The organism is Neorhizobium sp. 2083 (assembly GCF_031455615.1).
Taxonomy (GTDB): Bacteria; Pseudomonadota; Alphaproteobacteria; order Rhizobiales; family Rhizobiaceae; genus Neorhizobium.
Genome location: NZ_JAVDTC010000003.1, coordinates 708087 through 733087, shown reverse-complemented (window position 1 = coordinate 733087; position 25001 = coordinate 708087). Strand labels below are relative to the sequence as shown.

Here is a 25001-nt window from a genome sequence, read left to right as displayed (position 1 = left end):
CCGGCCCAGCCGGCCGGATCGGGGGCTGACCACCAGAGCCAGTGTCGCGTTTCTAACTGGCTGACAGCGTCGCAGCCCTATTCAGCTTTGACATCACTCGTGACCGAGCCGGAAACTCGCGAATTGGACTCGCGGCTTCAATGAAGCCGCGAGTTTGTCGGGTTGTTCACTGCCCCCAGGTCATTTCGCCCTTGGCGACTTTCGCACCCAGCTCCAGCGAGATAGGCATAGCGTCGTTGGGATAGAGCTTCTTCATGGCGGCGATCAATGCCTTGGAGTCCGCGGCCTTGGCGGCCTCGACGTCGAATGCGATCAGGTAGTCGCGGGTGTAGCTGACTGCAGAGGCATCCTTAGGCCAGGCGGCGGTGGCGTGACCCGGCACGACGATCTTGGGCTTGCGAGCGAGGATCTGCTCGAGTGCCACGCGCCAAGCTTTCCGTTCCTCGACCGTCGGAAGATCGGCGACCCAGGGATACATCCCGCCGAATACCGTCACGCCGCCAAACAAGGCGCTGAGCGAAGGAACCCAGATATAACGGCCGCGATCCTTGAGGCCGGGCGCGGTGATGATTTCCAGCTTCTCGCCGTCCACCGAAAGTGCGGTGATGTCGCTGACCTCCGGGAAAACGAGGTCCGAAACCGATCCAGGGCCGTTGTTGCCAAGGACCGGCGACCAGGTCTGAATCTTGCCTTCGGCTTTCTTGCGCATCAGTGCGACGGTGTCAGCCGCCGCAAGGATGCGGGCATCCGGAAAGGCCTGTTGAACGGGAGCAAGACCGAAGTAGTAGTCCGGATCGTTGGTGGTGATGTAGACCGTGGTCAGTTGCTTGCCGCTGGCCTTGATGGCATCGGCGACGACCTTGCCGTCCGAAAAGCTGAAGCTTGAGTCGATGAGGACCGCCTCCGTCTTCCCGGTTACGAGAACCGGAGCACGCAGGAAGCCCGCTTCGGTGGAGTTGAATACCGTCCACGACAGGGCGGGCTTCTCCTGAGCGATACCGGATGTGGCCAGGGGAATCATGACGGCGGCTGTCGCAGCGATCGTCTTCAATGTAGTGCGTCTGTTGATCATCTCAGGTTTCCAGGGTTTGGGACCGATCCGCCTTCAGGGCAAAAGGGTCCGGTGGCAGCCGACATCCAGATGGTGCCGACCCGCGAAGGGGGATTCAGTTTGGAAGTTTGATTTAGTAGCCGACGGTGAACCGCTGCCTGACGTGGGCCGGAGTTTCGATTTCGTCGACGAGAGCAACCGCGAAGTCCTCGAAGGAAATACTGCTGCCCTTTTCGGTGGTCAGCAGCCGGTCCTTGCCCAGGCGGAAAGTACCGGTCCGCTCGCCGGGTACGAATGCGGCGGATGGCGACAGAAAGGTCCAGTCGAGGTCGTTTTCAGCCTTGAGCCTGTTGAGGTATTCGACGCCACCCTGTGCTTCGGCCTTGTAGATCGCCGGGAACTCGGGCGTGTTCACAAGAAGGACTCCGGGAGCAATTTCAAGGCTGCCCGCCCCGCCGACCACATAATAACGACTAATGCCGGAGGCCTTGACCGCACCAATCAGCTTGTCCGGATCGCTGGCGGAGAAATGCACGGAGCTGATGATTGCGTCATGACCTCTCAGAACCTCTGCAAGAGCTTCCGGCGCGTCGATGTCGCCATGAGCCGCGGTGACGTTTGGCAGCGATGCGACCTTGGACGGATCCCGGGCAATTGCCGTGACGATGTGGCCGCGAGCGGACAATTCGGACAGGATGCGGGAACCGGCCTGGCCTGAAGCTCCGATAAGAGCAATTTTCATGATGGTACTCCTCGTTGGGATGGATGGTTCAAGCGGCTGCGGAGAGCTCGTCGAGCGTTGCAACGATCCGCGCCGGACCGTGATAGAGGTCCTCGCCATTGAGGACATGGGGCTTGCCGTTGACGACGGCGACGAGTTGCGGAACACCGCGAATGCCGAGGGCGCTCATCTGACGCTGGCTATCTTCCATGCGCTTTAGCATGCGCTCCCTCAGATCGGCGTCGCTGCGAAGCCTTTCGTCGAATGTTCCGGCGGTCAGTTCGATGCCGTGCTCTGCAGCTACCCGAGCAGCAACCTTCGCGACCTCATGCGGATTGGACGTGTCGCGCCCTTCGACATAGCGAGCAATCTGGACGGCATGCAGGAAACGAGGCTCGATCGTCATATCACTTTCGCCAAGCGCGGTGAGCGCAAGCGTGGCAGGCCCTGAATCGAAGATTCCGTCCGGGGCCAGCAGGACGTTCCGAAGGTATTCTTCGGAAAAACGCTGCCCCGTCAGGCTCTGGATCCGCTGGTCGTTGCGCCAGGCGCGGTCGGCGATGGACGAGATCGGCCGCCCGCCAACGAACAATCCGGACGGGCGCATCTTGAGCTTGTCTGCGAACTTATCGGCGAGGCCAGCGAGTGCGGGTGCGCTTGCGTAGCACCAGCCGCAGAAAGGGTCGAAAAAATACTGAAGTTCGATGTCGGTGGTCACTGCGATCTCCTTGTGTTGAGGAGAATGTAATGTTGCATAACTCAAAGATAAACGTCATTGTGATCGACAGAATGTTGCATGGATCGAGCAAATAGATGGACCGGATAATCGCGGCAAAAGTTCTGTTGAAGACCATCGAGCGCGGAAGCGCTTCCGGCGCGGCCGAAGAGCTCGGCATGTCCCGAGCGATGGCGTCGCGTTATATAGCGTCCATGGAAGACTGGTCGGGAACCCGGCTTCTCCACCGCACCACGCGGCAGCTCAGCTTGACGTCCGCCGGAGAACGCGTTCTCGAGTTGTGTAAGGAAATCGTGCGCGTTGCCGACGCGGTGACGGAAGTCGCGGAGCATGCCGATACTCCGCACGGTCTTCTTCGGGTGACGGCACCGGGCATCCTGGCGGAGGCACAACTCGTCCCGCTTCTTTCCGAATTTGCGGACGCCTATCCGCGCATCAAGGTCGATTTGCAGGTTTCCGATCGGGCGGTCGACCTGGTGCAGGATCGCATCGATGTGGCGATACGGATCGCCAACCACCTGGACCCATCCCTGATCGCGAAAAGGCTGGGACAGTGCCCGTCGCGGCTCTACGCCTCACCAGGTTATCTCAAGGAATTCGGAACGCCATCAGGACCGGAGGATCTCGACGACCACAGGTGCCTCACCTACACCCGCCTTGGAGGAGCGGAATGGTCGCTGAAGAATCTCGAAACGCAGGTCGTCGTTACTGTGGGGGGCGCTTTCCAGACCAACGACGCCGTCGCGCTCCGACGTGCCGCGCTGTCCGGCCTGGGCATCGCGATGCTGCCGTGTTTCGCCGCCGATCGGGAGGTCGATGCGGGCAGGCTGGCGGTTGTCTTGCCTGGATGGGAGCCAAGCACCCTTGGCATCTACGCTCTCTATGTTTCCCGAAGGCATCTCCCCATGGCGGCACGGGCGCTTATCGACTTCCTGGCAGCGCGGCTACCGGACGCATAGGACCTTCGAGCTCGGATTGCGCCTGCCAGGTCGCAGGATGATCCCCTCAGAACGCCAGCTGAACCTTCATTGATTTTGCCCTGTCGGCTGCGGTTTCGAAGGCGTTGATGGCGTCGTCGATGGGGAAGATGGCGGTGAGGAGCGGTTTGAGGTCGACGCGGCGCTTGCCGATCAGGTCGACGGCGAGGCCGAATTCCTCGTGGAAGCGGAAGGTGCCCTTCATCTCGATTTCCTTGGCGACCACCATGTTCTGGGGAATGGCGACGTCGCCGCCAAGCCCGAGCTGGACCAGCACTCCGCGCGGCTTCAGCACCTCCAGGCCCGACCGGACGGCCCGCTCGTTGCCGGACGCCTCGAACTGCACGTCGAAGTAACCCTTGTTGGCCGAATAGGCGGCAAGCTCTTCCGGATGGCTGGCGACATCGATGACCCGGTCGGCGCCGATCGCCAGCGCCTTGTCGAGGACCGCGGCCATCACGTCGGTCGCGACGATCTCGCGGGCGCCATGGGCACGCGCGGCGATGATCGCCAGCGCCCCGATCGGGCCGCAGCCGGTGACCAGCACCCGCTTGTCCGCGAGCGAGCCGGCCCGGTTGACCGCATGCAGCGTCACCGCGAACGGTTCGGCCATCGCCGCCTCGTTGATCGAGACGCCGTCGGCGATCCTGTGGCACTGCCACTGTTCGGCCACCAGCCGCTGGCGGAACGCGCCCTGGATATGCGGCATCGGCATCGCCGAGCCGTAGAAGCGCATGTTGAGGCAATGGTTCTGCTGCCCCTTCAGGCAATAGTCGCAGGCATTGCAGGGCCGGCTCGGCGAGACCGCCACCCGGTCTCCGACCGCAAGGGTAGAGACGCCCTCCCCCAATGCCTTAATCGTGCCGGCCACCTCGTGGCCGAGGATCATCGGCTCGCGCAGCCGCACCGTGCCGAAGCCGCCGTGATTGTAATAATGCAGGTCGGAGCCGCAGATGCCGCCGGCCTCGATGGCCACCTCCACCTGGCCGGGGCCGATGGCTTCGGCCTCGCGCTCCTCGATGCGCAGGTCCCTGGCGGCATGGATGACGACGGCTTTCATGGGCTTTTCCTCTTAAAGGCAGGCCGTGCAAGGGTGTAAAACGGCCTTGCGATTGCGGCATGCGTCAAAACAAGGGTCCGAAGCGCAACGCGCTTCAGAGGACCGGCGTGGGCAGGGCGGCGCCGGCAAAATGGGCGGCGAGATTGTCGCGCACCAGCCTGCCCATCGCCTTGCGGGTTTCGATCGTGCCGGATGCGTGGTGCGGCTGGACCAGAACGTTGTCGAGCGTCAGGAACCGCGGATCGAGCTTCGGCTCGGCTTCGAACACGTCGAGCGCCGCCGAACCCAGTGCGCCGCTTTCCAGCGCCTCGAGCAGCGCTTCCTCGTCGATATTGGACGCGCGCGAGATGTTGATCAGCATCCCCTCCGGGCCGAGAGCGGCAATGACATCCTTCGAGACGATATGGCGGGTGGCGGCCGATGCCGCCAGCGTCACGAACAGGAAGTCCGAACGCCGGGCGAGCTCGACCGGATCGGCGACGAAGGTCATGCCTTCGCCATGGGGTTTTTCCGACACGTCGCTATAGGCGATGTCCATGTCGAAGCCCTTCAGCCGCTTGGCCACTTCGAAGCCGATGCGGCCGAGCCCGAGCACGCCGGCCTTGCGGCCCCAGACGCGGCGCTTCAGCGGATAAAGGCCCTTCTCCACCCAGCTGCCGTCCTTCACCCAGGTTTCCGCGCCGATCATGCCGCGCGACTGGACCAGCATCATCGCCACGCCAAGATCGGCGACGTCGTTGGTCAGCACGTCCGGCGTATTGGTGACGCGGATGCCGCGCGCCCGGCAGGCGTCGAGATCGACCGCGTCGTAACCGACGCCGTAGACCGAGACGACTTCGAGCTTCGGCAACCGGGCGATCAGCTCGGCGGAGACGCCGAGCTCGCCGCGCGTGGCGATGGCGCGGATGCCCTGCGCATGCTCCCGGACGAAGGCATCGCGGTCTTCGGCCTCGTAAAGCTTCAGCACGTTGTACTGCGCTTCCAGTTCGACGAGATCCCATTCCGGGTAGGGCCCGATGAGCAGGATGTCCGGCTTGGCCATTGTGTCCTCCAGGGTGTTTTCTTGTGATGGTTTGTCGCCATGGCAGGGCCATGGACGCGATAAGGATGCGATGCGGGCCACCGCCGCCGGACGGCCCTCACCAGGGCCGGCCGGTCCCGACGGTCATGACGTTCCCCTGCCCGCAAGGCAGGCTCCGCGGCCGGGGGCCGCTAGAGGGAAGTGGTGATGCCGCCGTCGACATAGAGCGTGTGGCCGTTGACGAAGGAGGAAGCCCTGCCGGCGAGAAACACCGCGGCGCCCACCAGTTCCTCGACATTGCCCCAGCGCGCCGCCGGCGTCCGCTTCTCCAGCCAGGACGAGAATTCCGGGTTGTCGACCAGCGCCTGGTTCAAGGGCGTCTTGAAATAGCCCGGCGCGATCGCGTTGACCTGCAGGCCGTGTTTCGCCCAGTCCGTGCACATGCCGCGCGTCAGGTTCTTCACCGCGCCCTTGGTGGCCGTGTAGGGAGCGATGCCCGGGCGGGCCAGCTCGCTCTGCACCGAGGCGATGTTGATGATCTTGCCCTGCCCGCGGCCGATCATGTGACGCGCCACCGCCTGGCCGACGTAAAAGACGCTGGAGACGTTGGTCTTCATCAGCTGCTCCCAGCGGTCCACCGGAAACTCCTCCAGCGGACTGCGGAACTGCATGCCGGCATTGTTGACCAGGATGTCGATCGGCCCGATCCCGGCCTCGATCGCGTCCACGCCCCGCCTGACCGCCTCGGGATCGGTCACGTCGAAATCGGAAACGGACACGACGGCGCCCGCCTCCTGCAACTGCCGCGAGGCGGCCTCGAGTTTGCCGGTGTCGCGGCCGTTCAGGACGATCGCTGCGCCGTGATCAGCCAGCCCCTTGGCCAGGGCAAACCCGATCCCCTGCGACGAACCCGTCACCAAAGCACGCCGGCCCGAAAGATCAAACAATCCGTAAGTCATCGAAATTCCTAACGTGCCAGCGTCTGCTTGACGCCTGCGATGCCGCGGCGCAGGAATGGATCGGTGTGGATGTAGAAGAACTGGACGCCCTTCTCCAGCCAGTACGGCAGCTCTTCGGCCGTGACCAGGGTTCCCGGAATTTTGCCCGCGGCTCTAATCTTGTCGACGGCGATACCGACCTTTTCGATGACGGCAGCGGGACGCGGCTCGCCGAATGGCGGCGCGGGTGGGTAGCCCATGTTCTGCGACAGGTCGCCTGGTCCGATAAAGAACACATCGACACCTTCGACCGTGAGCATCTCATCGAGATTGTCTATCGCGTCGACAGTCTCGATCATCGCCACCACGAGGCGCTTTTCGTAATCGGCAGGGAGCGCGTAGCGGACAGCATCGACGATCGCCCGCGCCTGCTCCGCGGTATCGACCATCGGGACCATGATGCCGTCGGCACCAGCATTAAGATAACGGATGATCAGCGGCCGTTCGTGCGAATGCGGTCGGATGATCCCGGCTCCGCCGGCCGACCTGACGATCTGCCCCGTGCTGCGCACGTCCTCGAAGCTCCAGGTTCCGTGCTCGCAGTCGACGAAGACGGAATCGGCTCCAAGCTCGATCAGGCGGCCAGCCAAACCGGACGATGCATGATGGGTGTTGTACATGGTGATCGCTTCACCGGCCAAAAGCCGGGAGCGTAACTTCGCTCCGTTCATCATTCCCTCCCGGTTTATTTCTTCGGCATGTCCGGCGTATCGGCGGGTGCGCCGACCCAACGCGCAATTTCGATATCGGCGGACGTGTCACGCATGAAGGTCGGGCAGATATGGAGTTCGGGAATAACCGCGCTCTGGCTCAAGCTGGCGCACAGGGCAATCGCCCGCGCGACATCGTGCGGATCCATCATGACGGCCCGTTCCGACTCCAAGGGCGGTCTCGCGCGGTTGTCCATGATCGGCGTGTTCGTCTCGCCCGGCAGGATCGTGGTCGCCCGGATGCCCTGGTTGCGATAGGTGTTGTGGACGAAGGTCATGAAGTTCTTCACGCCGGCCTTCGCAGCACCATAAGCGGCGCCACCGAGAAGATTAGGATTGACCACGGCCAGGGAGGACACCGTGATGATCGTGCCTCCACCCCTGGCGATCATTTCAGGCAGAACGGCTTGAGTAAGGTTGAATACCGCCGTCAGATTGACGTTAAGCGTGGAATTCCATTCCTCCTCGCTGAGGAACCGCGCGTTCAGCACCTTGCTTGCGCTTCCAGCATTGTTCACCAGGATATCGATGGCGCCGATGCCGTCCCGGACCCATCTCACCGTTTCGACGACCGCTTCCCGAGACGCGATGTCGAGCGCCCTGGTGAACGCTTTGCCCTTCGCCTTCTCGACCAGCGAGGCGACTTCGCGGAGCGGCTCGAGACGGCGTCCGGTCAAAACGACCGTTGCCCCTTCCTTCGCCAGCAGCAGAGCGGTTTCTCGACCGATCCCCGACCCCGCCCCGGTGATAAGAGCGATCTTTCCGTCCAGAAGTCCCATTTTTCTCCCCTATTCAGCGGCAACGGCTATCCGGCCAGAATAGCCGTAAATTTCCTTCGCCGCCTTCGGCGTAATCAGGCTCTCCTGAAGATCCTGTTCGATGAGTTCACGAGAGCGCTCGGCCGCCCGTCCCCAACCGCCGCCGCCTGGGGTCTCGACCTCGAGCCGCTCGCCGGTCTTCAGAGTGACCTTGCCTTTCGGGAAATGCGGCTTCCCTTGCTTGCTGACCTTGCCGGCGGTACCGTTCTGGCCCTCGACAACGCCGAAGCAGGGGTGACGAACGCGTTCCGACGCAAGATAGATGCTCATCGGGTTCTTCCCGAGATTACGCAGCACCACGCGTTGGCCAAGACCGCCACGATGTTTCCCGGCTCCGCCGGAATCCGCGATCAGCTCCTTCCGCTCCGTCAATACTGGAACCGCAACCTCGAACATCTCGATCGCGGTCACCTTGCAGTTCGATGGAAAGCTCAGGGTGTCGAGACCGTCGAACTCGGCGCGAGCGCCCTGCCCGCCGTGGAAATTCTGAACGGAACCATATTGCGTACCGTCGTTGCGCTGGCCGACGCAGTTCGCCGCCCAGATCGGAGCGCCGCCGCTGTCGCCCATCACTTTCCTCGGGACGACACCTTCCAGCGCCTTGAAGATCAGCGACGGAATGACATGTCCGATCAGATTGCGGGAATTGCCCGCGGTCCATTGCTGCGGATTGAGGATGGAACCCAGCGGCGCCTCGTCGGTGATCGGGACGATGCAACCCTCGTTGTTGGGCGTCTCCGGGTCGAGCAGGCACTTCAGCGCATAAACCGAATGCGCGTAGCGGTAGTTCGTGCGGCAGTTGATCGAATGCAGCACCTGGTCCGAGGTGCCGGTATAGTCGACATGGATCGAGTCATCCCTGACGATGACCGAGGCCTTCAGCGTAACGTCGACGTCATAGCCGTCGAGAAGGACTTCGGCGCTGTAGGTGCCGTTCGGCCACTCCTTGATCGCCTTGCGCGTCTGGGCTTCGGAGCGGGAATGGATCGCCGCGGCCAGGCCTTCGACATCGTCGAGACCGTATTCGTCGAGGAATTTTACGAGTTCGCGACCCATCACGTTGTTGGCCGCGATCATTGATTCAAGGTCGCCGCGGACTTCGGTGGGCAGGCGGACGGAGGCTTCGATGATGTCGAACACGTCCTCGTTCGGAACGCCCGCCTTGAGCAGCTTCACGATCGGAAAGCGGATGCCCTCGGCGAAGATGTCGCTCGCTTCCGAGTGCAGCGGCGCGCCGCCGATGTCTGGAAGGTGGGCGATGGATCCGGCATAGGCGACGACTTTGCCGTTCTTGAAGATCGGCGTGATCATCGTCACGTCCGGAAGGTGGCCTGTCCCGATTTCAGGATCGTTGGTGGCGAGGACGTCGCCCTCCACGAGCTTCTCGGTGGGGAATTTCGGCAGAAAGTAGTTCTGCGCGGCGGCCGGCAGGGAGGTGATGAAGACGGGGATGGACCAGGTGCACTGGGCGAGCGCCCTGCCCTGAGCATCCAGGAGGACGGTGACGTAGTCATGGTTCTCCCGGACGATCGGGGAAAAGGCCGTCTTGCCGAGCACATTGTCAGCCTGGTCTGCAATGAAGATGAGGCGGTTCCACATGACCTGCAGGTTGATCGGGTCATTGAAATCGGTGGCGGGTTTCGACATCTCAAGTATCCCGTTAGTGAATGTTGATCACGAGGTTGCCGTGGGCATCCACGTGGAAGACACCGCTCGGACCGACGACAGCCGTCGATTCCCGCTGCTCGACGATGGCCGGGCCCCTCACCTCCTGCCCGACGGGCAGCTTGTAGTGATCGTAGACAGCGGTATCGGCGTAGCTGCCGATTTCCTGGAAGAAAACCTGTCGGCTGCCCTTCTTTGCATCGGCGACAACCGTCTCGTGAGGGCGGGTGACCTGATCCTTCTCGCCACTGGCACGCAGGCGCCAGGTGATGACTTCGAGAGGTGCGGCTACCGTCCGGCCGAAGAGTTCGCGGTACAGCTTGAAGAACGCGTCGCGCAATTCGTTGAGGAAGGCCTCCTTCGGCAGGCTCCGATCCGGAAGGACGACCGTGATCTCATGGCCTTGGCCGACATGACGCATATCGACGGTATAGCGGTTGGTGATCGTTTCCCTCGGCACGCCCGCGGCCGACACGACCTCGCCACCCTGGGATGCCAGGTCATCGAGCAGACGGTTCATCGCTTCGACATTCCAGGAGTCGAGCGGCATCGGATGGCTTGCCGAAAGGTCCACCGCGACCGGCGCGATGAGAAGCCCGATCGCCGAGCTGACCCCGGCGCCCGTCGGGCAGATGATCCGCGAGATGCCGAGCTTGCGCGCGATCCCGTAGGCATGGACAGGTCCTGCACCGCCGAAGGCGACCATGGGCAGCGACCGTGGGTCAACACCGAGATCGGTCGCATGCATCGCGGCCGCCTTGCTCATGGATTCGTTGACCAGGTCGTGGATGCCCCAGGCGCAGCGCTCGACGGAGACCTCAAGCGAGTCCGCCAGTTTGGACATCGCTTCGCGCGCCGCGTCCTTGGAAACCTTGAACGAGCCGCCGACGAAGGACTCCGTCCCCATATAGCCGAGCAGGATATCCGCATCGGTTACGGTCGGCTGGGTGCCGCCCCGCTGATAGGCCGCAGGGCCTGGCATCGCTCCTGCCGAGTGTGGACCGACGTCGAGGAGGCCCAGCGGGTTCCTGGCGGCAATCGAGCCGCCGCCGGCACCGATTTCGATCATCTGGATAGACTGGATCTTGAGCGGGAATCCGGAGCCTTTGCGGAAGCGCTGATAATGCGCCACCTCGAGATCGGTGCCGACGTTCGGCTCGCCGTTCGGGATCAGGCAGAGCTTCGCCGTCGTCCCGCCCATGTCGAACGAAAGAACGCTTTTTTCGCCCGCCGTACGCCCGAACTCGGCAGCAGCGACAGCACCTGCAGCCGGACCGGATTCGATGAGCCGGACCGGAAGTTCCGCAGCGCGGCGGCTCGGCACCAGACCGCCGGAGGACGTCATCCAGAGAACCTGGCGATCGATACCCTTGGCAGCGAACTCCCGCTGGAGATGGGCGACATGCCCTGCCATCTGCGGGCGGGTATAGGCGTTGACCACCGTCGTGGAGGCACGGTCGAACTCGCGCATCTCCGGGCAGACTTCGGACGAGAGCGAAACGAAGATATCCGGGTCTTCTTCACGAAGAAGCGCGGCCACCCGCTGCTCGTGCTGCGGATACTTGTAGGCGTGCAGAAGGCAGACGGCGACCGATCGGATGCCCTTTTCCTTGAGGCGGGCGGCGATCTCGCGGACGCCCTCCTCCTTGAGCACGGTCATGATGGTGCCGTCGGCGGCGATCCGTTCCGTGGCACCGTGGCTGTTCGCCCGGGAGACCAACGGGTCGGGATATTTGATGTTCAGGTCGTAGAGGTCGTAGCGACCTTCGTTGCGGATCCTCAGCATGTCCTGAAAACCGTCGGTGGTGACGAAGCCCGTCTCGACGCCCTTCCGCTCCAGAACCGCATTGGTGACGACCGTGGTCGCGCCGAGAACTTGCAGGTTGTCGATCGAGATCACGTCCGCGAACTGTTCCAGAAGTTCGGAAACGCCTTGGACAACCGCCTCCGCCGGGTTCTTCGGAGTGCTCAGAACCTTGTGGAGGTGCAGGTCGCCCCTGTCGTCGAGCAGCGCGAAGTCGGTGAACGTACCGCCAGTGTCGAAAGCCAGCTTTGCCATGTTTCCCTCAATGCGACCTGTATGGCGGACGCCGCCATGAACGGGGCCGATTTGGTTCGACCCCCTTATCTGTCATGACGTTAGGCGACGGTGGTTCGTGTTGGCCAACACAACTACGGTCTGCCGCCATAGAGTTTGCTTATGGCGATTTGCAAACAAGAATCGGCTTGTCCTCGGGGTCCCCGCAAAGGGTCGAGGGGAGCAACGAGGCGAATGCGGCAAAGCAACCGCTCTACATTGTGGGAAGACCCGTTTCAGATGGGCCGAATGCCTGCATGATGACTGCTCAGAAGCTTGCTCACGATGTCCAGCAGCACTGACCGTGCAGCAAGCGCTGGCTCCGAGAGCGGCAGGTGATCCGAAACACACAACGACACCGTGGCATCGATCACCGGGGTCGTCAGCCGGCGGATCTGAGTTCCGGCAAAGGTGGGGGTGTCCGTAACCACCGATGCAGGAAGGATCGTCGAGCCGAGCCCCTCAAGAACTGCGGCACCCAGGGCCGGCACGGATTCGATCTCGGAGACCACATCGGGTTCTGACCTCGCCCGGCTCATCGCCTCGTCAATGAGCCGTCTGAGGAAATGCCCCTTGCTGGGAAGGAGAAGGGGAACGCCGTCGAGAGCCGACAACGGCAAAGCGGCATATGCCTCCCCGGAAAGCTCCATATCGGCCGGCGACACCAGGAACATCTCCTCGCGGAAAAGCGGCTGCAGGGTCACCCCCTTGATCGGGTTCGACGTGTAGATCAACGCCATATCCATTTTGCCGGTCATGATCAGCTCACTCAGGATATGGCCAAAGCTGTCATTGATGTGGACGATGATGTGGGGATATTTCGCTTTCATCTCCTTGAGGAGAGGCAAGGAAAGCGAACTTGAGGACGAGTAGGTTGCGAGCCCGATGGAAACGCGCCCGGCCACGGATTTCGCAGACTGGTCGATCTCGATCTGCGCCTGATCGATTTGTTTCAGCATGATCTGCGCGTGGCGGTACAGGATCAGGCCGGCTTCGGTCGGCGCGATGCCGACATTGCTGCGGATCAGAAGCTGGTGCTTGAAATGGGCTTCGAGGGAGGCGATCTGCTGCGAGAGCGCGGGCTGGGCAACACGGAGAATACTTGCTGCACGGGAGACGCTTCCGGTGTCGATGACCTTGACGAAGCTTTTAAGTTTCTTGAAATCGACGCTCATGGTTCCGATGCCTTTGCCCGGAACCTTAAGGCCAGCAAGAAGGGCTTTGCAAGCCCTTCACCGGGCGTGCAGTCCGTCAAGCCAGTGCCTTGACGGCCTTTTCGATCCTGTCGCACGCTTCCTTGATGACCTCCATGAAGGTAGCGAAGGAAAGGCGGAAATAAGGAGACAATCCGTATGCCGCGCCCTGAAGCGCGGCCACGCCGACGCCGTCGAGAAGATAGAGAACGAAATCGAGGTCGTTTTCGATGACCTTGCCGTCGGGTGTCTTCTTGCCAATGACGCCGCTGCAGTTCGGATAAAGGTAGAAGGCTCCGTCGGGAACGACGCAGGAAAGGCCCGGGATTGAATTGAGCCTCTCGCAGGCATAGTCGCGACGATCCTTATAGACCTTGACGCTCTTGCCGATGAAGCTCTGATCGTTCGAAAGCGCGTAGGCGGCGGCCGCCTGACTGATCGACGATGGACAGGAAGACATCTGAGACTGCAGCTTGTTGATCGCGGCCACGAGCGCACCGGGGCCCGCGGCATAGCCGATCCGCCATCCTGTCATCGCGTAGGATTTCGATACGCCGTTGGTCAGAAGGACCCTGTCCTTCAATTCCGGGACCGCAGCGACGAGCGTCGTCATCGGCTCATCCTTGAACCAGACCTGGTCATAGATGTCATCGGAGAGCACGAACACGTGTGGATGCCGCAGGAGGACCTTGCCGAGCGCCTCGAGCTCGCTCTTCGAGTAGGCGGCCCCTGTAGGGTTTGACGGTGCGTTGAGGATCAGCCACAGCGTCTTCGGGGTTACCGCCGTTTCAAGAGCCTCCGGCGTGAGCTTGAAGCCAGCCTCCTGGGGGCATTGCACGATCACCGGCTTGCCGTCGTTGGCGATGACCATGTCGGGATAGGAGACCCAGTATGGTGCCGGGATGATGACTTCCGCATCATTCTCGACGCTTGCCATCAGTGCCAGGAAGAGAATTTGCTTCGCTCCGCCGCCGACGCAGATCTCGTTGTCGGAATAGGTCAGGCCAAGGCGACGTTGGAAGTCGCCGATGATCGCCTTGCGGAGCGCAGGCGTACCGTTGACCGCGGTGTATTTCGTTTCGCCTCGATCAATCGCCGCGTGGGCGGCTGCCTTGACGTTTTCAGGAGTGTCGAAATCGGGCTCGCCGACCGTTAGGTCGACGATATCGCGACCTGCCGCCTTGAGTTCCCTTGCGCGGGCGGAGGCGGCCGTGCTCGGCGACACCTTGATTCTCGACACGCGTGATGCAGGCACGAAAGTGCTCATTGGAGCTTCCTCGGTTTGAATTTTAACAGGCAGCCGTCAGTGGACGGCTTCGGTTTCGCCGCGCATCTTCCCGGTCAAGAAAAGCTCGCCGAGTTCGTCATGGGTGATATCCTTCGGCAGGCCGTCCCAGATGACCTTTCCGAGCCTCAGGATGACCGCGCGTTGCGCGACCTCCATCGCCTTCTTGGTATTCTGCTCGACCAGGAGGATCGTCATCCCGTCGGCGTGAAGTCGAAGAAGCTCGTCGAATACGATCCCGATCGCCGCGGGCGAAAGCCCGACGGAAGGTTCGTCGACCAATAGAACCTTCGGACGCTGCAGCACGGCCATGGCGACTTCCAGCAGCTGCTGCTCTCCTCCGGACATGTTGCCCGCAAGCGTGGCGCGACGTTTCTTCAGGATGGGGAAGAGGTCATAGACGTAGTCGCGATCGGCTTTCACCCTGGCATCGCGTATCGAGTAGGCAGCCATCTGAAGGTTCTCGTCGACCGTCATGACGGGGAAGTTGCAGCGACCCTGGGGAACGAACGAGATTCCCTCGCCCAAAATGGATTTCGACTTGTAGCCGGCAATGTTCTTGCCACACCAGTCGATGTTCCCACCCTTGATCGTGGTCATCCCGTAAAGCGTCTTCAGCAGCGTGGATTTTCCGGCGCCGTTCGGGCCCAACAGGGCTACGAACTGCCCCCTGGGCACGTCGAGATCCACGCCGTTCAAGATGTCCAGACTGCCGTAGCCTGCACGCAGATCGCGAATGAAAAGATTCGTCTCAGCCCCCAAGATAGGCCTCCCTCACACGCTGGTCTTGAACGATGTCATGCGGCAGGCCCTCGACGAGCTTGGCTCCCTGATCGAGGACGATGACCCGCTGGCAGATGCTCGTCACCACATCGATATTGTGTTCGATCACCAGGAAGCTGACCCCGAGCGACTTGTTTGCATAAAGGATGGTGTCCACGACGCGCTCGATGATCTTCGGGTTGATGCCTGCCATCGGCTCATCCAGCAGGATCAGCTTCGGTTCGGGCATCAGCATGGACGCGAACTGGATCAGCTTCTGCTGCCCCCCGGACAGGTTGCCCGCCGGCTGGTGGCGAACATCCCAGAGGCCCGCCATCTTGATCAGTTCTCGTGCCCTCTCGCGAAGGCCGTCGATGCGGCTTCGCGAACGCTTGCCGAGGCCGAACGTCGCGGCGATCGAAGGGAAGGTGAACATCTGACCCGCGATGATCAGATTCTCCTCGACATCCAGCGCCTTGAACGTCACGGTCTTCTGAAACGACCGCAGCATGCGGCCCTCGCGAGCAATGCGATTGAGCGACCAGCCGGTTATGTCCTGACCGTCGAGTATGACCGTGCCGGCGTCAGGGCGGGCAAGACCGGTGCTGCAGTCGAAGAACGTGGACTTGCCTGATCCGTTCGGACCGATCAGTCCCGCGATCTCCCCTCGATCGATATGAATGCTGACATCGGCCACGGCCTTCACCGCGCCATAGGACTTGGTGAGGTTCTTGATTTCCAGGAGGGGCAGAGGAGCAGTCATTTGACACCTCCGATCACATTCCAGAACCGGTTGATCAGCGGCGCGAAGCCTTTCTTGAACCAGAAGACCAGGACCAACAGGCAGAAACCGTAGGCGATCATGCGCAATTCAGGGGTGATGCGCAGCGCTTCCGTCAATCCGACGAAGAGCAGACTGCCAAAGACCGTACCCGATATCATTCCAGCGCCCCCGCCCAGCACGATGATGAGCATCGTCGTGGAATAGTACATCTGGAAGGTCAGAGGGCTGACGACCGTCAGATAGTACGCATAGAGGCAGCCGCCGATGCCGGCAAATACCGCACTGAGCATGAAGACGATCAGCTTGTAATGCCAGGTGGGCACGCCGAGGGATTCGGCCAGGGTCTCGTTTTCCCGGATGGCCACCATGTTCCGTCCCGCGGGCGATCTGACGATCGCCCATGCGGCGAAGGTCGCGAGAGCGCCGATAGCCAGGGCGAGATAGTAGAAGTTTGTCGTGCCCGATATGGAGAATGATAGTGGCCCGAGCTCGAAGTAAGGCTTTGGAATACCGGAGAGGCCCATGTCCCCGCGCGTCAGAGATACCCAGTTCTTGGAGATGGCCTGGCCGATGATGACGAAGCCCAGCGTACACATCACGAACGAGGTCGAGCGCAGACGCAGTGCCGGAATGCCGAGCGGGAGCGCGACAGCGCCGGATACCACGCCGGCGGCGATCAGATTGACGTAGAACGGGGTTCCGTAGGTTACGGCGAGCAGGCCCGCCGTGTAGGCGCCGATGCCGAAAAATGCCGCCTGCGCGAGCGACAGAAGCCCCGTGTACCCCACGAGAAGATTGAGACCATGTGCGGGAAGCATGAAGATCAGTGCAATGATCAGGGAGTGGGTAACGTAGCGGCTTCCGATGTAGGGCGCGGCAAGCGCTATGACGACCAGGATCGCGGCGAGCGGGATCCGAAGATCGCGTCTGCGGGCCTGTGGGACTGTTTCCGTGAGAGACATGTCGAGTCCTCAGAAGTTCGAGAGAGTTCGGCGGGAGCTGCTCTTAGAAGCGCGCCTGCGTCGAAAAGAGGCCGTACGGACGCCACATCAGCACCAGGATGAGCGTTGCGAACCCGACGGTATCGCGGAATTGCAAGCCGACATATGTAGCGACGAGGCTCTCGGCGATGCCAAGGATCATTGCTGCAAAGAAGGTCCCGCGCACGTTGCCAAGTCCGCCCATGATGATGATCGGCAGGGTCTTGAAAGTAATCAGCTCACCCATGCCGCCATAGACGCTGACATTGACGGGTGCCGTGAGAACGCCCGAGAGAGCGGCCAACGCCGCGCCGAGAATGAACGTGCGGAGCACGACCTGCGGAACATCGATGCCGACCACTTCGCAGCATTCGACGTTCTGCGAAACCGCGCGCATCGCCATCCCGAGGCGGCTGTAGGTGACCATCAGCTCCAGCCCGACGAAGACGACCAGGCAGACGACGAGAATAAGGATACGTTGCTGGGCAAGGCTGAAGCCGAGGATCGAGATCGGCTCGATATAGCCTCCGGAGAAGAACTTGTAGCCTCCCCCGAAGACGAAGATGACCGCGTTCTGCAGGATAAGCGCGATGCCGAGGGTTGCGAGCACGCCCGATTCCGCAGGCGCTCCGACCATCCGCCGCATCACAAGCTGCCCGACCACGTAGGCAACTACGATCGTCGCAAGGATGCCCACGACGATTGACGCCTCATAGGACAATCCAAGATAATCAACTGCAAACCAGGCCCCGAACGTCCCGAGCATGTAATATTCGCCGTGAGCGAAATTGATGGCTCTCAGCACGCCGAAGATCATGGTCATGCCGACGGCGACGATCGCGTAAACAGAACCGGTCACGATTCCATTGACGACCTGCTCAAGAACGGTCGAGAGCATGGGTGTACTCCTCCCGGGTTAGTTACTTGGCAGGATACTGAATGTCTGCCGTATATGCACCCTTGATGCTCGGCACGCCCTTTTCGATCTGCAGCAGGATCATCGGCAGACGAGCCTGATTGTGATCGTCGAAGGTGACTTCGCCAACGGGGCTCTTGTACTTGATCTTCGAGAGAGCGTCCCGGACCTTGGTCTTGTCGGCGCTTCCGGCCTGCTTGATTGCCGCTGCGAGGAGATTGACGGTATCCCAGTGAACGTAGGCGTGGTTGTTCGGAGCCTCCTTGTACGTCGTCGTGAACTTTTCAACGAACGCCTTGCTAGCCGGAGAGTCGAATTGCGGAAGCCATGCGGCGGCCTCGACTGCGCCTTCCAGCGCACTCGGGGCGGCCTTGATCGTCTTTTCCGTATTGAATTCGCCATTGCCGATCAGCGTAACCTTGCCGGCCATGCCAAGCTCGATCATCTGGCGAGCAAGGATCGGGGTGGTGTCGGCAAGGCCGTAATAGATGATCGCCTGGGCGCCGTTGTCCCGGATCTTGGCAAGAACGCTGCGGAAGTCGACTTCGCCTTCCTTGTAGTAGTCTTCACTGAGGATCTGACCCTTGAAGTCGGGCAGATATTTCTTCGTGAACGTGATCGCCGAACGGCCATAATCGCTATCGACCGAAAGCACTGCGAATTTCGTGAATCCACGCTGCTCGGCAGCGTATTTGGCGACAATCAGCGCGCGGTTCTCGTCGGTCGGGTAGTTGCGGTAGGTCCACTTGAAGCCGCCGACGCCTGCCTGATAGGTGATCTTCGGGTTTGAAGAAGCGGCGTTGAGGAGCAGCACCTGGGCATCCTCGGCCACAGGCTGCATTGCAAGCGTGACCGAACTCGAAACATCGCCGATGAGAAAGTCGACGCCGTCCTGGTCGATCAGGCGGCGGGTCGCCGAAACGCCCTCCACAGGCGTGCCCTGGCTATCGGCATTGAAGAGTTCGATCTTCATGCCGTTGACGCCACCAGCGGCGTTGATGTCTTTAACGGCCAGCTCGGCACCATGCATGGAGAACGCTCCGTAGCGGGCGTTCGGACCGCTCATCGGAGCTACAATTCCCAGCTTTATCGTGTCGGCAGCCTGCGCCATGGTCGCAAAAGGAGCCGCTCCCGCAACGGACAGGACGGCGCCGGTGATGCAGAGCATTCTGCGAGAGAAAATATGTGTCATGTTCCCACTCCGTGTTCGGATTTCATCGCTCGGCTTATGCCGGTCGCGTATTGCCGCTTCAGCGGTTCTTTTCTGGGTAGCCTCATGCTGCCCGATGGGTCACACTAGGTTCAGGTGACGGCGTTTGGCCAACACAACTCCTTTCTGGCGCTATAGCGTTTCCTTATGGCGAAGAGGGATGTGAAAATGGAGAATCTGGCACAGGGAATCCTGGTGTCGCTGCCTTCCCTTCGGTAGCGGCGGTGCCGATCAAACGGGACGCCAGCCGAAGTCCAGAACTGAGCGCGGTCGTGGCCGAGACTCTTTCCAAAGTCAGCCGCCTCGTCAATGACGCGATGACTACGCGCTACGCTATTGGCAGCCGTCATAGGCACAGCCTTTCCTGACCGTGAGAATTTGGCCCCCTGAACGGCCGGCGAGCTTCACATCGCTTTGTTCCACCCACGCCTTCAAACCCATTCACGTAACCCTCGTCGCTGACCTGCGTTTGGAGGCCCGAACAGCGGGGCCACTTCAGCAGCACGGCGTCAATTTGCCTATTGTGCACGACGAGAATAACTTATGTGTACATCAGGTATACAAAATTCTTGACTTCAGCCTCGGCAGGATGCAGGTTCCTTTTGCGACCTCGAAAAAAACAGGAGGCTTTGGTGACGAGCGGCAAAAACGGGCTCTACGAGGATCTGAAGCGTCAGATTCTGACAATGGAACTCGATCCGGATCAGGATTTGGATGAAGTCGGCCTGAGCGAGCGATACGGTCTCTCACGCACTCCCGTTCGGGAAATCTTCCGCCGCCTCGAGGGGGAAGGTTATGTCGACATCCGCGCCAACCGCGGTGCGCGCGTCATTCCGATGAACCACCAGACCCTGCGGAACTTCTTCCTTGTCGCTCCGATGATTTACGCGGCGATTGGCCGGCTTGCCGTGCAGAACTTCAAGCCCAAACAGCTCGTCGACCTCAAGGACACCCAGGAGCGTTTTCGAAGCGCCAGCGCCAAAGGCAACGCGCTTTCGATGGTTCTCGAAAACAACCGTTTCCACGAAATCATGGGCGAGATGTCGGGAAATGCGTACCTGCAGCCAAGCCTCGGTCGTCTCCTGATCGACCATGCTCGCATCGGCCACACCTTCTTTCGCCCGCGTAACGACGACATGCGCAAACGCCTGCAGCTTGCCGTCGACCATCATGACGGTTTCATCGCCGCGATCGGCTCCCATGACGAGGATACGGTGGTCGACCTGGTGTTCGAGCATTGGGAACTGTCTCGCGAGAACATGGAAATGTTCATCGCGCCCCAGGGAATGAAGGCGGACGCGCTCGTTGAAGTACCCGTCGCATCGGTGGAGAAATCGTCTTGAAGTTCGAGGGCATCTACACTCCGGCAATCACGCCGCTCACTCCCGATGGAGAGATCGACAGGCAGGCGTTCGCCGCCGTACTTGAATCGCTGATCGAAGCCGGGGTGCACGGCATCATCGTCGGCGGCTCGACGGGCGAATATTACGCCCAAAGCTCCAAAGAGCGCTTTGCCCTGGCGGAGTATGCCAAGGATGTGATCGGGAACAGGCTTCCGCTTATCGTGGGCACAGGCGCGACCCGCACCGAAGACTCGGTCGAATATGCCAGATCGGCCAGGGAGATCGGTGCGGACGCCATCCTGGTGTCGTCGCCGCCTTATGCCTTGCCGACCGAGCGCGAAAACGCCGTTCATGCCCTCACCATCGATCGCGCCGCCAACCTGCCGATCATGCTCTACAACTATCCGGCACGCATGGGCGTGGTGATGGGAGAGGAATATTTCTCCCGGGTCGGCAAATCGAAGAACGTCGTGGCGATCAAGGAAAGCTCCGGCGATATGGCCAACCTCCACCGTCTGGCCCGGAAATTCCCCCATATCGCGCTTTCCTGCGGCTGGGACGATCAGGCCCTCGAATTCTTTGCCTGGGGTGCGAAAAGCTGGGTCTGCGCCGGTTCGAATTTCCTGCCGCGCGAACACGTTGCGCTCTACGAAGCCTGCGTGATCGAGAAGAATTTCGACAAAGGCCGCGCGATCATGACCGCGATGCTGCCGCTGATGGACTTTCTGGAGACCGGCAAATTCGTCCAGTCCATCAAGCACGGCTGCGAGATCATCGGACTGAAAACAGGTTCGGTTCGCGCGCCGCTGCGCCCTCTCAATTCCGATGAGAAGAGAACACTCCAGACTGTCGTTGCCACCCTGAAGCGGACGGTCGCCCAGATTACGGCGGGAGCCAATCATGCATGAACCTTTGACCGCGGCCGAATACAAGGCGATCGCTGCAGATCTTCAACTGCCCACCAACGCCTTCATCGATGGTGCCTTCCGTCCGGCCAGCTCCGGCAAGACGTTCAGCACGACCAATCCTGCCACGGGAGACGCGCTCGCCGAAATCGCGGCATGTGACGCAAGCGATGTTGATTACGCAGTTTCCAAGGCACGGCAGGCTTTCGAAGACGGCCGCTGGCGCCTTCAATCACCCGGCGACCGGAAGGCCACGCTCCTCAGGTTCGCGAAGCTCCTCGAAGAGAACCGCCACGAACTCGCCGTCATGGAAAGCCTCGACAGCGGCAAGCCGATTCGCGAGTGTCAGACCGTCGACGTTCCGGACACGATCCATACCATCCGCTGGCATGCGGAATTGATCGACAAGCTCTATGACAATACCGCTCCGGTCGGCCCGAATGCACTGACCATGGTCGTGCGCGAGCCGGTTGGTGTGGTCGGCTGCGTCCTGCCTTGGAATTTCCCGCTCCTGATGCTGGCCTGGAAGATCGGCCCGGCTCTGGCCTCGGGCTGCTCCGTCATCGTCAAGCCTGCCCAGGAAACGACGCTGACGACATTGCGCGTCGCCGAACTCGCGTTCGAAGCGGGCATCCCCGCCGGTGTCTTCAACGTCGTGACGGGCGGCGGCAAGGATGTCGGCGAGCCGATCGGCCTGCACATGGATGTCGACATGGTGGCGTTCACCGGATCGACGCCGACCGGCCGCCGATTCCTGCGCTATGCGGCTGATTCCAACCTCAAGCGTGTCGTTCTGGAATGCGGCGGCAAGAACCCTGCCGTGGTGCTCGAAGATGCCGAGGATCTGGACCTGGTCGCCGAACAGGTGGTCAACGGAGCGTTCTGGAACATGGGCGAGAACTGCTCGGCCACGTCGCGGCTGATCGTCCAGTCGAGCATCAAGGATGAACTGCTCCGGCGGATCGGCGCCTATATGCGCGAGTGGAAGACGGGCGACCCGCTCGATCCGGAAAACCGCATCGGCGCTCTCGTCAGCAAGAACCATTTCGAAAAGGTGAAATCGTTCCTCGACGACGTCAAAACCGAGAAGCTCTCGATTGCCCACGGCGGCGAAACGCAGGACGGGATCTTCATCGAACCGACGGTGGTCGATGGCGTCACGCCGACAAGCCGCCTTTTCAAGGAGGAAATTTTCGGGCCGATCCTTTCTGTGACGGCCTTTGAAAATCTGGCTGAGGCCATCGCGCTCGCCAACGACACAAATTATGGCCTGACGGCCTCGGTTTATACCGGAAGTCTCCGGAAGGCGATCAAGCTGTCGCGGGAAATCCGGGCGGGTGTTGTTACCGTCAACTGCTTCGGCGAGGGCGACGCGACAACTCCCTTCGGCGGCTACAAGGAGTCCGGTTTCGGCGGGCGCGACAAGTCGATCTTCGCGCATGACAACTACTGCGAACTCAAGACGATCTGGATCGACGTGTCGGAACGCTCGATCGACGAGACGGTCCGATGATCACAAGATCCGTCAAACGCCTGCCGGTTGAGAATGGCGTCTCGGGGTGGGAGGCGATCGGTCAGCGATCCTTCCCGGCCGTGAGCCTCGACGGTAACGTGACGGCGGACTGGTTGATCATCGGCGCGGGGTTTGCGGGCCTCTCCGCAGCCCGCCGGCTGCTCGAGCTGAGACCTCAGGACAAGATCGTCATCCTCGAAGCGAGCGAAGTGGGGAAAGGAACGTCGGGCCGCAATTCCGGCTTCATGATCGACGTCCCGCACAATCTGTCCTCCAGCGAGTATTCGAGCGGCGGCGCCGACTCCACTCGGCTGGAAATGGCGCAAAACCGCTCGGCAATCGCCTTCGCAACGCGGGCTGCGGAAGAGTATGGAATGTCGCGCGAGACATTCGATCCCTCGGGCAAGATCAATGCCGCTGCCACCGCGCGTGGCCTGGGGCTGAACCGGAGTTTCGGAGCATCTCTGAAGAACGCCGGCGAGAAACACGTTTTTCTCGATGCCGCCGAGATGCGCGACATCACCGGCTCGAACTACTATCTGGGCGGGCTTTTTACGCCGGGAGCCGTGCTGATACAGCCCGCCGATTACATCCGCGAATTCGCCGCCGGGCTCTCTTCCAAGGTCGCTCTTTTCGAACGGTCACCCGTAGTCTCCCTAGAGCGCAGGAGCGGAGCTTGGACTGCCGTTTCCGCGCGGGGAAAGGTTACCGCTCCCAAGGTGATCCTCGGGGTGAACGGCCACATCGACGACTTCGGCTATTACGGCGGCCGGCTGATGCACATATTTGCCTACGCCTCCATGACCGCCCCCTTCCCTGTGGAAGATTTCGGACGCAAGGCGTCGGGCCGGGACAGATGGGCACTGCTTCCCGCCGACGCGATGGGAGCGACGGTCCGCAAGATCACGACTGGCGGGCAATCACGCATCGCAATCCGGACAAAATATACCTACGAAACCGCCGTCGAGATAACGGAACGTCGCATGGCCAGGATGGTCCGGGAGCACCGAGCCTCCCTCGATGCGCGGTTTCCCGGCCTGAAAGGCATTCCCTTCGAACATAGTTGGGCGGGACGGATCTGCCTGACGCTGAACCATGTGCCTGCCTCGGGCGAACTCGAGGAAGGTCTCTATTCGGCCTGCGTCGAAAACGGATTGGGCACCGTAAAAAGCACGCTCGCCGGCATGATGGCCGCCGAACTGGCGACAGGGACCGCGTCCCGACATCTCGAACAATACATGGATCACCCCGAGCCATCCCGGCTTCCCCCGGAACCGCTGGCATGGCTCGGCATCAACTCGGTGATCCGATTGCAGGAATTGCGTGCTGGTCGCGAGGGATGATCCCTCGCCGCGCAATCTGAGGGCTGAGCCAACCGCCGGTCTTCAACACAGATGGGAACGAAAAAAGAGGAGAATGCAATGAAGGCTTGGTGGAAAGCGCTCTGCGCGGCCGCAATGGTCGGCATGACCATGGTGTCCGCTCACGCGGAGGAAAAGACGATTACGGTGGGTACGATGTCGTGGGAGGATCTGACGCCCATCACCGGAATCACCAAAAAGGTCCTGGAGGACTCCGGCTACACGGTCAAAGTGGTGCCGTTTTCGGAATGGGGCATTGCCTACGCCGCGCTGAGCAAGGGCGACATCCAGATCCTCGCTTCCCAGACGGATTATGTCGCCCAGGATTACTGGGACAAGAACAAGAACCGTCTCGAGAAGGTTTCACCGGTTTCGCACGGCCTGTTTCAGGCGATCGCCGTGCCGAAATACGTGACGATCGATTCCCTCGACCAGCTCAACGACAATGCCGACAAGTTCGGCGGCAAGATCGTCGGCATCGAGCCGGGATCCGGCCTGATGCGGGATACCAGCAAGGCCGTCAAGGACTATGGCCTCAAGCTCCAGCTCGTCGAAGGCAGCACCGCAGCCATGACCGCCGCCCTGAAATCGGCGACCGATCGCAAGGAATGGATTGCCGTCACGGTCTGGGAACCGTCGTGGATGATGCAGAAGTACGACGTGAAGTTCCTCAAGGATCCGAAGGGCGTCTTCCCGCCGCCGCAAAGCTATTACTGGATCGGCCAGAAGGGCTTCTCCGAGAAATATCCCCGCGCTCGTGAGGTCATCGCAAGCGTTTATGTGCCGCTCGCCGACATCACCTCCATCAACAGCGCCGTCAATGACGGCAAGACGATGGACGAAGCCGTTGCGGCGTGGATCCAGGCTCACGCAGACCTCATCAAGCGCTGGGAAAACATCAAGAAGCAATAACTT

Annotated in this window: 23 protein-coding genes; 6 read left to right on the top strand and 17 right to left on the bottom strand. The window is 61.2% G+C overall.

Annotated elements, in window-relative coordinates; translation table 11 throughout:
• Window positions 1-166 precede the first annotated feature (166 nt).
• The 3 genes from J2X76_RS16190 to J2X76_RS16180 form a co-directional block, all read right to left on the bottom strand.
• On the bottom strand, window positions 167-1072 hold the full coding sequence (locus J2X76_RS16190; protein ID WP_310218004.1) for an MBL fold metallo-hydrolase: 906 nt from the start codon (window positions 1070-1072) through the stop codon (window positions 167-169).
• A 112-nt stretch (window positions 1073-1184) separates the two neighbouring features.
• Complete coding sequence (locus tag J2X76_RS16185; protein ID WP_310218002.1) at window positions 1185-1793, bottom strand: NAD(P)-dependent oxidoreductase; 609 nt, start codon at window positions 1791-1793, stop codon at window positions 1185-1187.
• A gap of 28 nt (window positions 1794-1821) precedes the next feature.
• Complete coding sequence (locus J2X76_RS16180) at window positions 1822-2490, bottom strand: DsbA family protein (protein WP_310218000.1); 669 nt, start codon at window positions 2488-2490, stop codon at window positions 1822-1824.
• 125 nt (window positions 2491-2615) lie between these two features.
• Between J2X76_RS16180 and J2X76_RS16175 the strand changes: the two genes are divergently transcribed.
• Window positions 2616-3467 carry a LysR family transcriptional regulator gene (locus tag J2X76_RS16175; protein WP_310217998.1) on the top strand — a complete coding sequence of 284 codons (852 nt, stop codon included), beginning with the start codon at window positions 2616-2618 and terminating at the stop codon, window positions 3465-3467.
• A gap of 46 nt (window positions 3468-3513) precedes the next feature.
• Here J2X76_RS16175 and J2X76_RS16170 read toward each other — a convergent pair whose 3' ends face one another.
• The 14 genes from J2X76_RS16170 to J2X76_RS16105 all read right to left on the bottom strand — a co-directional run bounded on the left by J2X76_RS16170 (window position 3514) and on the right by J2X76_RS16105 (window position 18946).
• Window positions 3514-4545: an L-idonate 5-dehydrogenase gene (locus J2X76_RS16170; protein ID WP_310217997.1), complete on the bottom strand. Its 1032-nt coding sequence runs from the start codon at window positions 4543-4545 to the stop codon at window positions 3514-3516.
• Window positions 4546-4639: 94 nt separating this feature from the next.
• Window positions 4640-5587: a 2-hydroxyacid dehydrogenase gene (locus tag J2X76_RS16165; protein WP_310217995.1), complete on the bottom strand. Its 948-nt coding sequence runs from the start codon at window positions 5585-5587 to the stop codon at window positions 4640-4642.
• Window positions 5588-5757: 170 nt separating this feature from the next.
• Complete coding sequence (locus J2X76_RS16160) at window positions 5758-6525, bottom strand: SDR family oxidoreductase (RefSeq protein ID WP_310217992.1); 768 nt, start codon at window positions 6523-6525, stop codon at window positions 5758-5760.
• A gap of 8 nt (window positions 6526-6533) precedes the next feature.
• Entirely contained in the window at window positions 6534-7235 is a 702-nt protein-coding gene (locus J2X76_RS16155; RefSeq protein ID WP_310217990.1) for an aldolase/citrate lyase family protein, read from the bottom strand.
• Between the two features lie 14 nt (window positions 7236-7249).
• Window positions 7250-8053: an SDR family oxidoreductase gene (locus tag J2X76_RS16150; RefSeq protein ID WP_310217988.1), complete on the bottom strand. Its 804-nt coding sequence runs from the start codon at window positions 8051-8053 to the stop codon at window positions 7250-7252.
• Between the two features lie 9 nt (window positions 8054-8062).
• Complete coding sequence (locus J2X76_RS16145; RefSeq protein ID WP_310217986.1) at window positions 8063-9739, bottom strand: hydantoinase B/oxoprolinase family protein; 1677 nt, start codon at window positions 9737-9739, stop codon at window positions 8063-8065.
• A gap of 13 nt (window positions 9740-9752) precedes the next feature.
• A complete protein-coding gene (locus J2X76_RS16140; protein ID WP_310217984.1) occupies window positions 9753-11816 on the bottom strand; it encodes a hydantoinase/oxoprolinase family protein in 2064 nt (687 codons plus the stop codon).
• Between the two features lie 254 nt (window positions 11817-12070).
• A complete protein-coding gene (gene nac, locus J2X76_RS16135) occupies window positions 12071-13009 on the bottom strand; it encodes a nitrogen assimilation transcriptional regulator NAC (protein WP_310217981.1) in 939 nt (312 codons plus the stop codon).
• A gap of 76 nt (window positions 13010-13085) precedes the next feature.
• Window positions 13086-14294: an aspartate transaminase gene (locus J2X76_RS16130; protein WP_310217979.1), complete on the bottom strand. Its 1209-nt coding sequence runs from the start codon at window positions 14292-14294 to the stop codon at window positions 13086-13088.
• Between the two features lie 36 nt (window positions 14295-14330).
• Entirely contained in the window at window positions 14331-15074 is a 744-nt protein-coding gene (locus J2X76_RS16125; protein WP_310217977.1) for an ABC transporter ATP-binding protein, read from the bottom strand.
• The gene (locus tag J2X76_RS16120) at window positions 15064-15837 is read right to left on the bottom strand and encodes an ABC transporter ATP-binding protein (protein WP_310217975.1); all 774 of its coding nucleotides are present in this window, start codon (window positions 15835-15837) and stop codon (window positions 15064-15066) included. The genes J2X76_RS16125 and J2X76_RS16120 overlap by 11 nt, the downstream gene beginning before the upstream one ends.
• The gene (locus J2X76_RS16115) at window positions 15834-16820 is read right to left on the bottom strand and encodes a branched-chain amino acid ABC transporter permease (protein WP_310217973.1); all 987 of its coding nucleotides are present in this window, start codon (window positions 16818-16820) and stop codon (window positions 15834-15836) included. Before J2X76_RS16115 ends, J2X76_RS16120 begins: the two co-directional genes overlap by 4 nt.
• 43 nt (window positions 16821-16863) lie before the next feature.
• Complete coding sequence (locus tag J2X76_RS16110; protein WP_113127816.1) at window positions 16864-17736, bottom strand: branched-chain amino acid ABC transporter permease; 873 nt, start codon at window positions 17734-17736, stop codon at window positions 16864-16866.
• Between the two features lie 22 nt (window positions 17737-17758).
• Entirely contained in the window at window positions 17759-18946 is a 1188-nt protein-coding gene (locus tag J2X76_RS16105; protein ID WP_310217970.1) for an ABC transporter substrate-binding protein, read from the bottom strand.
• 647 nt (window positions 18947-19593) lie between these two features.
• Between J2X76_RS16105 and J2X76_RS16100 the strand changes: the two genes are divergently transcribed.
• The 5 genes from J2X76_RS16100 (at window position 19594) to J2X76_RS16080 (ending at window position 24998) form a co-directional block, all read left to right on the top strand.
• Window positions 19594-20307: a GntR family transcriptional regulator gene (locus tag J2X76_RS16100; RefSeq protein WP_310217966.1), complete on the top strand. Its 714-nt coding sequence runs from the start codon at window positions 19594-19596 to the stop codon at window positions 20305-20307.
• Window positions 20304-21215, top strand: coding sequence for a dihydrodipicolinate synthase family protein (locus tag J2X76_RS16095; RefSeq protein WP_310217964.1), 912 nt, complete (start codon window positions 20304-20306; stop codon window positions 21213-21215). Before J2X76_RS16100 ends, J2X76_RS16095 begins: the two co-directional genes overlap by 4 nt.
• Window positions 21208-22725, top strand: coding sequence for an aldehyde dehydrogenase (locus tag J2X76_RS16090; protein ID WP_310217962.1), 1518 nt, complete (start codon window positions 21208-21210; stop codon window positions 22723-22725). The genes J2X76_RS16095 and J2X76_RS16090 overlap by 8 nt, the downstream gene beginning before the upstream one ends.
• Window positions 22722-24068, top strand: a complete 1347-nt coding sequence (locus tag J2X76_RS16085; protein ID WP_310217958.1) for an FAD-binding oxidoreductase — start codon at window positions 22722-22724, stop codon at window positions 24066-24068. Before J2X76_RS16090 ends, J2X76_RS16085 begins: the two co-directional genes overlap by 4 nt.
• Window positions 24069-24146: 78 nt before the next feature.
• Window positions 24147-24998 carry a glycine betaine ABC transporter substrate-binding protein gene (locus J2X76_RS16080; protein ID WP_310217956.1) on the top strand — a complete coding sequence of 284 codons (852 nt, stop codon included), beginning with the start codon at window positions 24147-24149 and terminating at the stop codon, window positions 24996-24998.
• The last annotated feature ends 3 nt before the right edge of the window (window positions 24999-25001 follow it).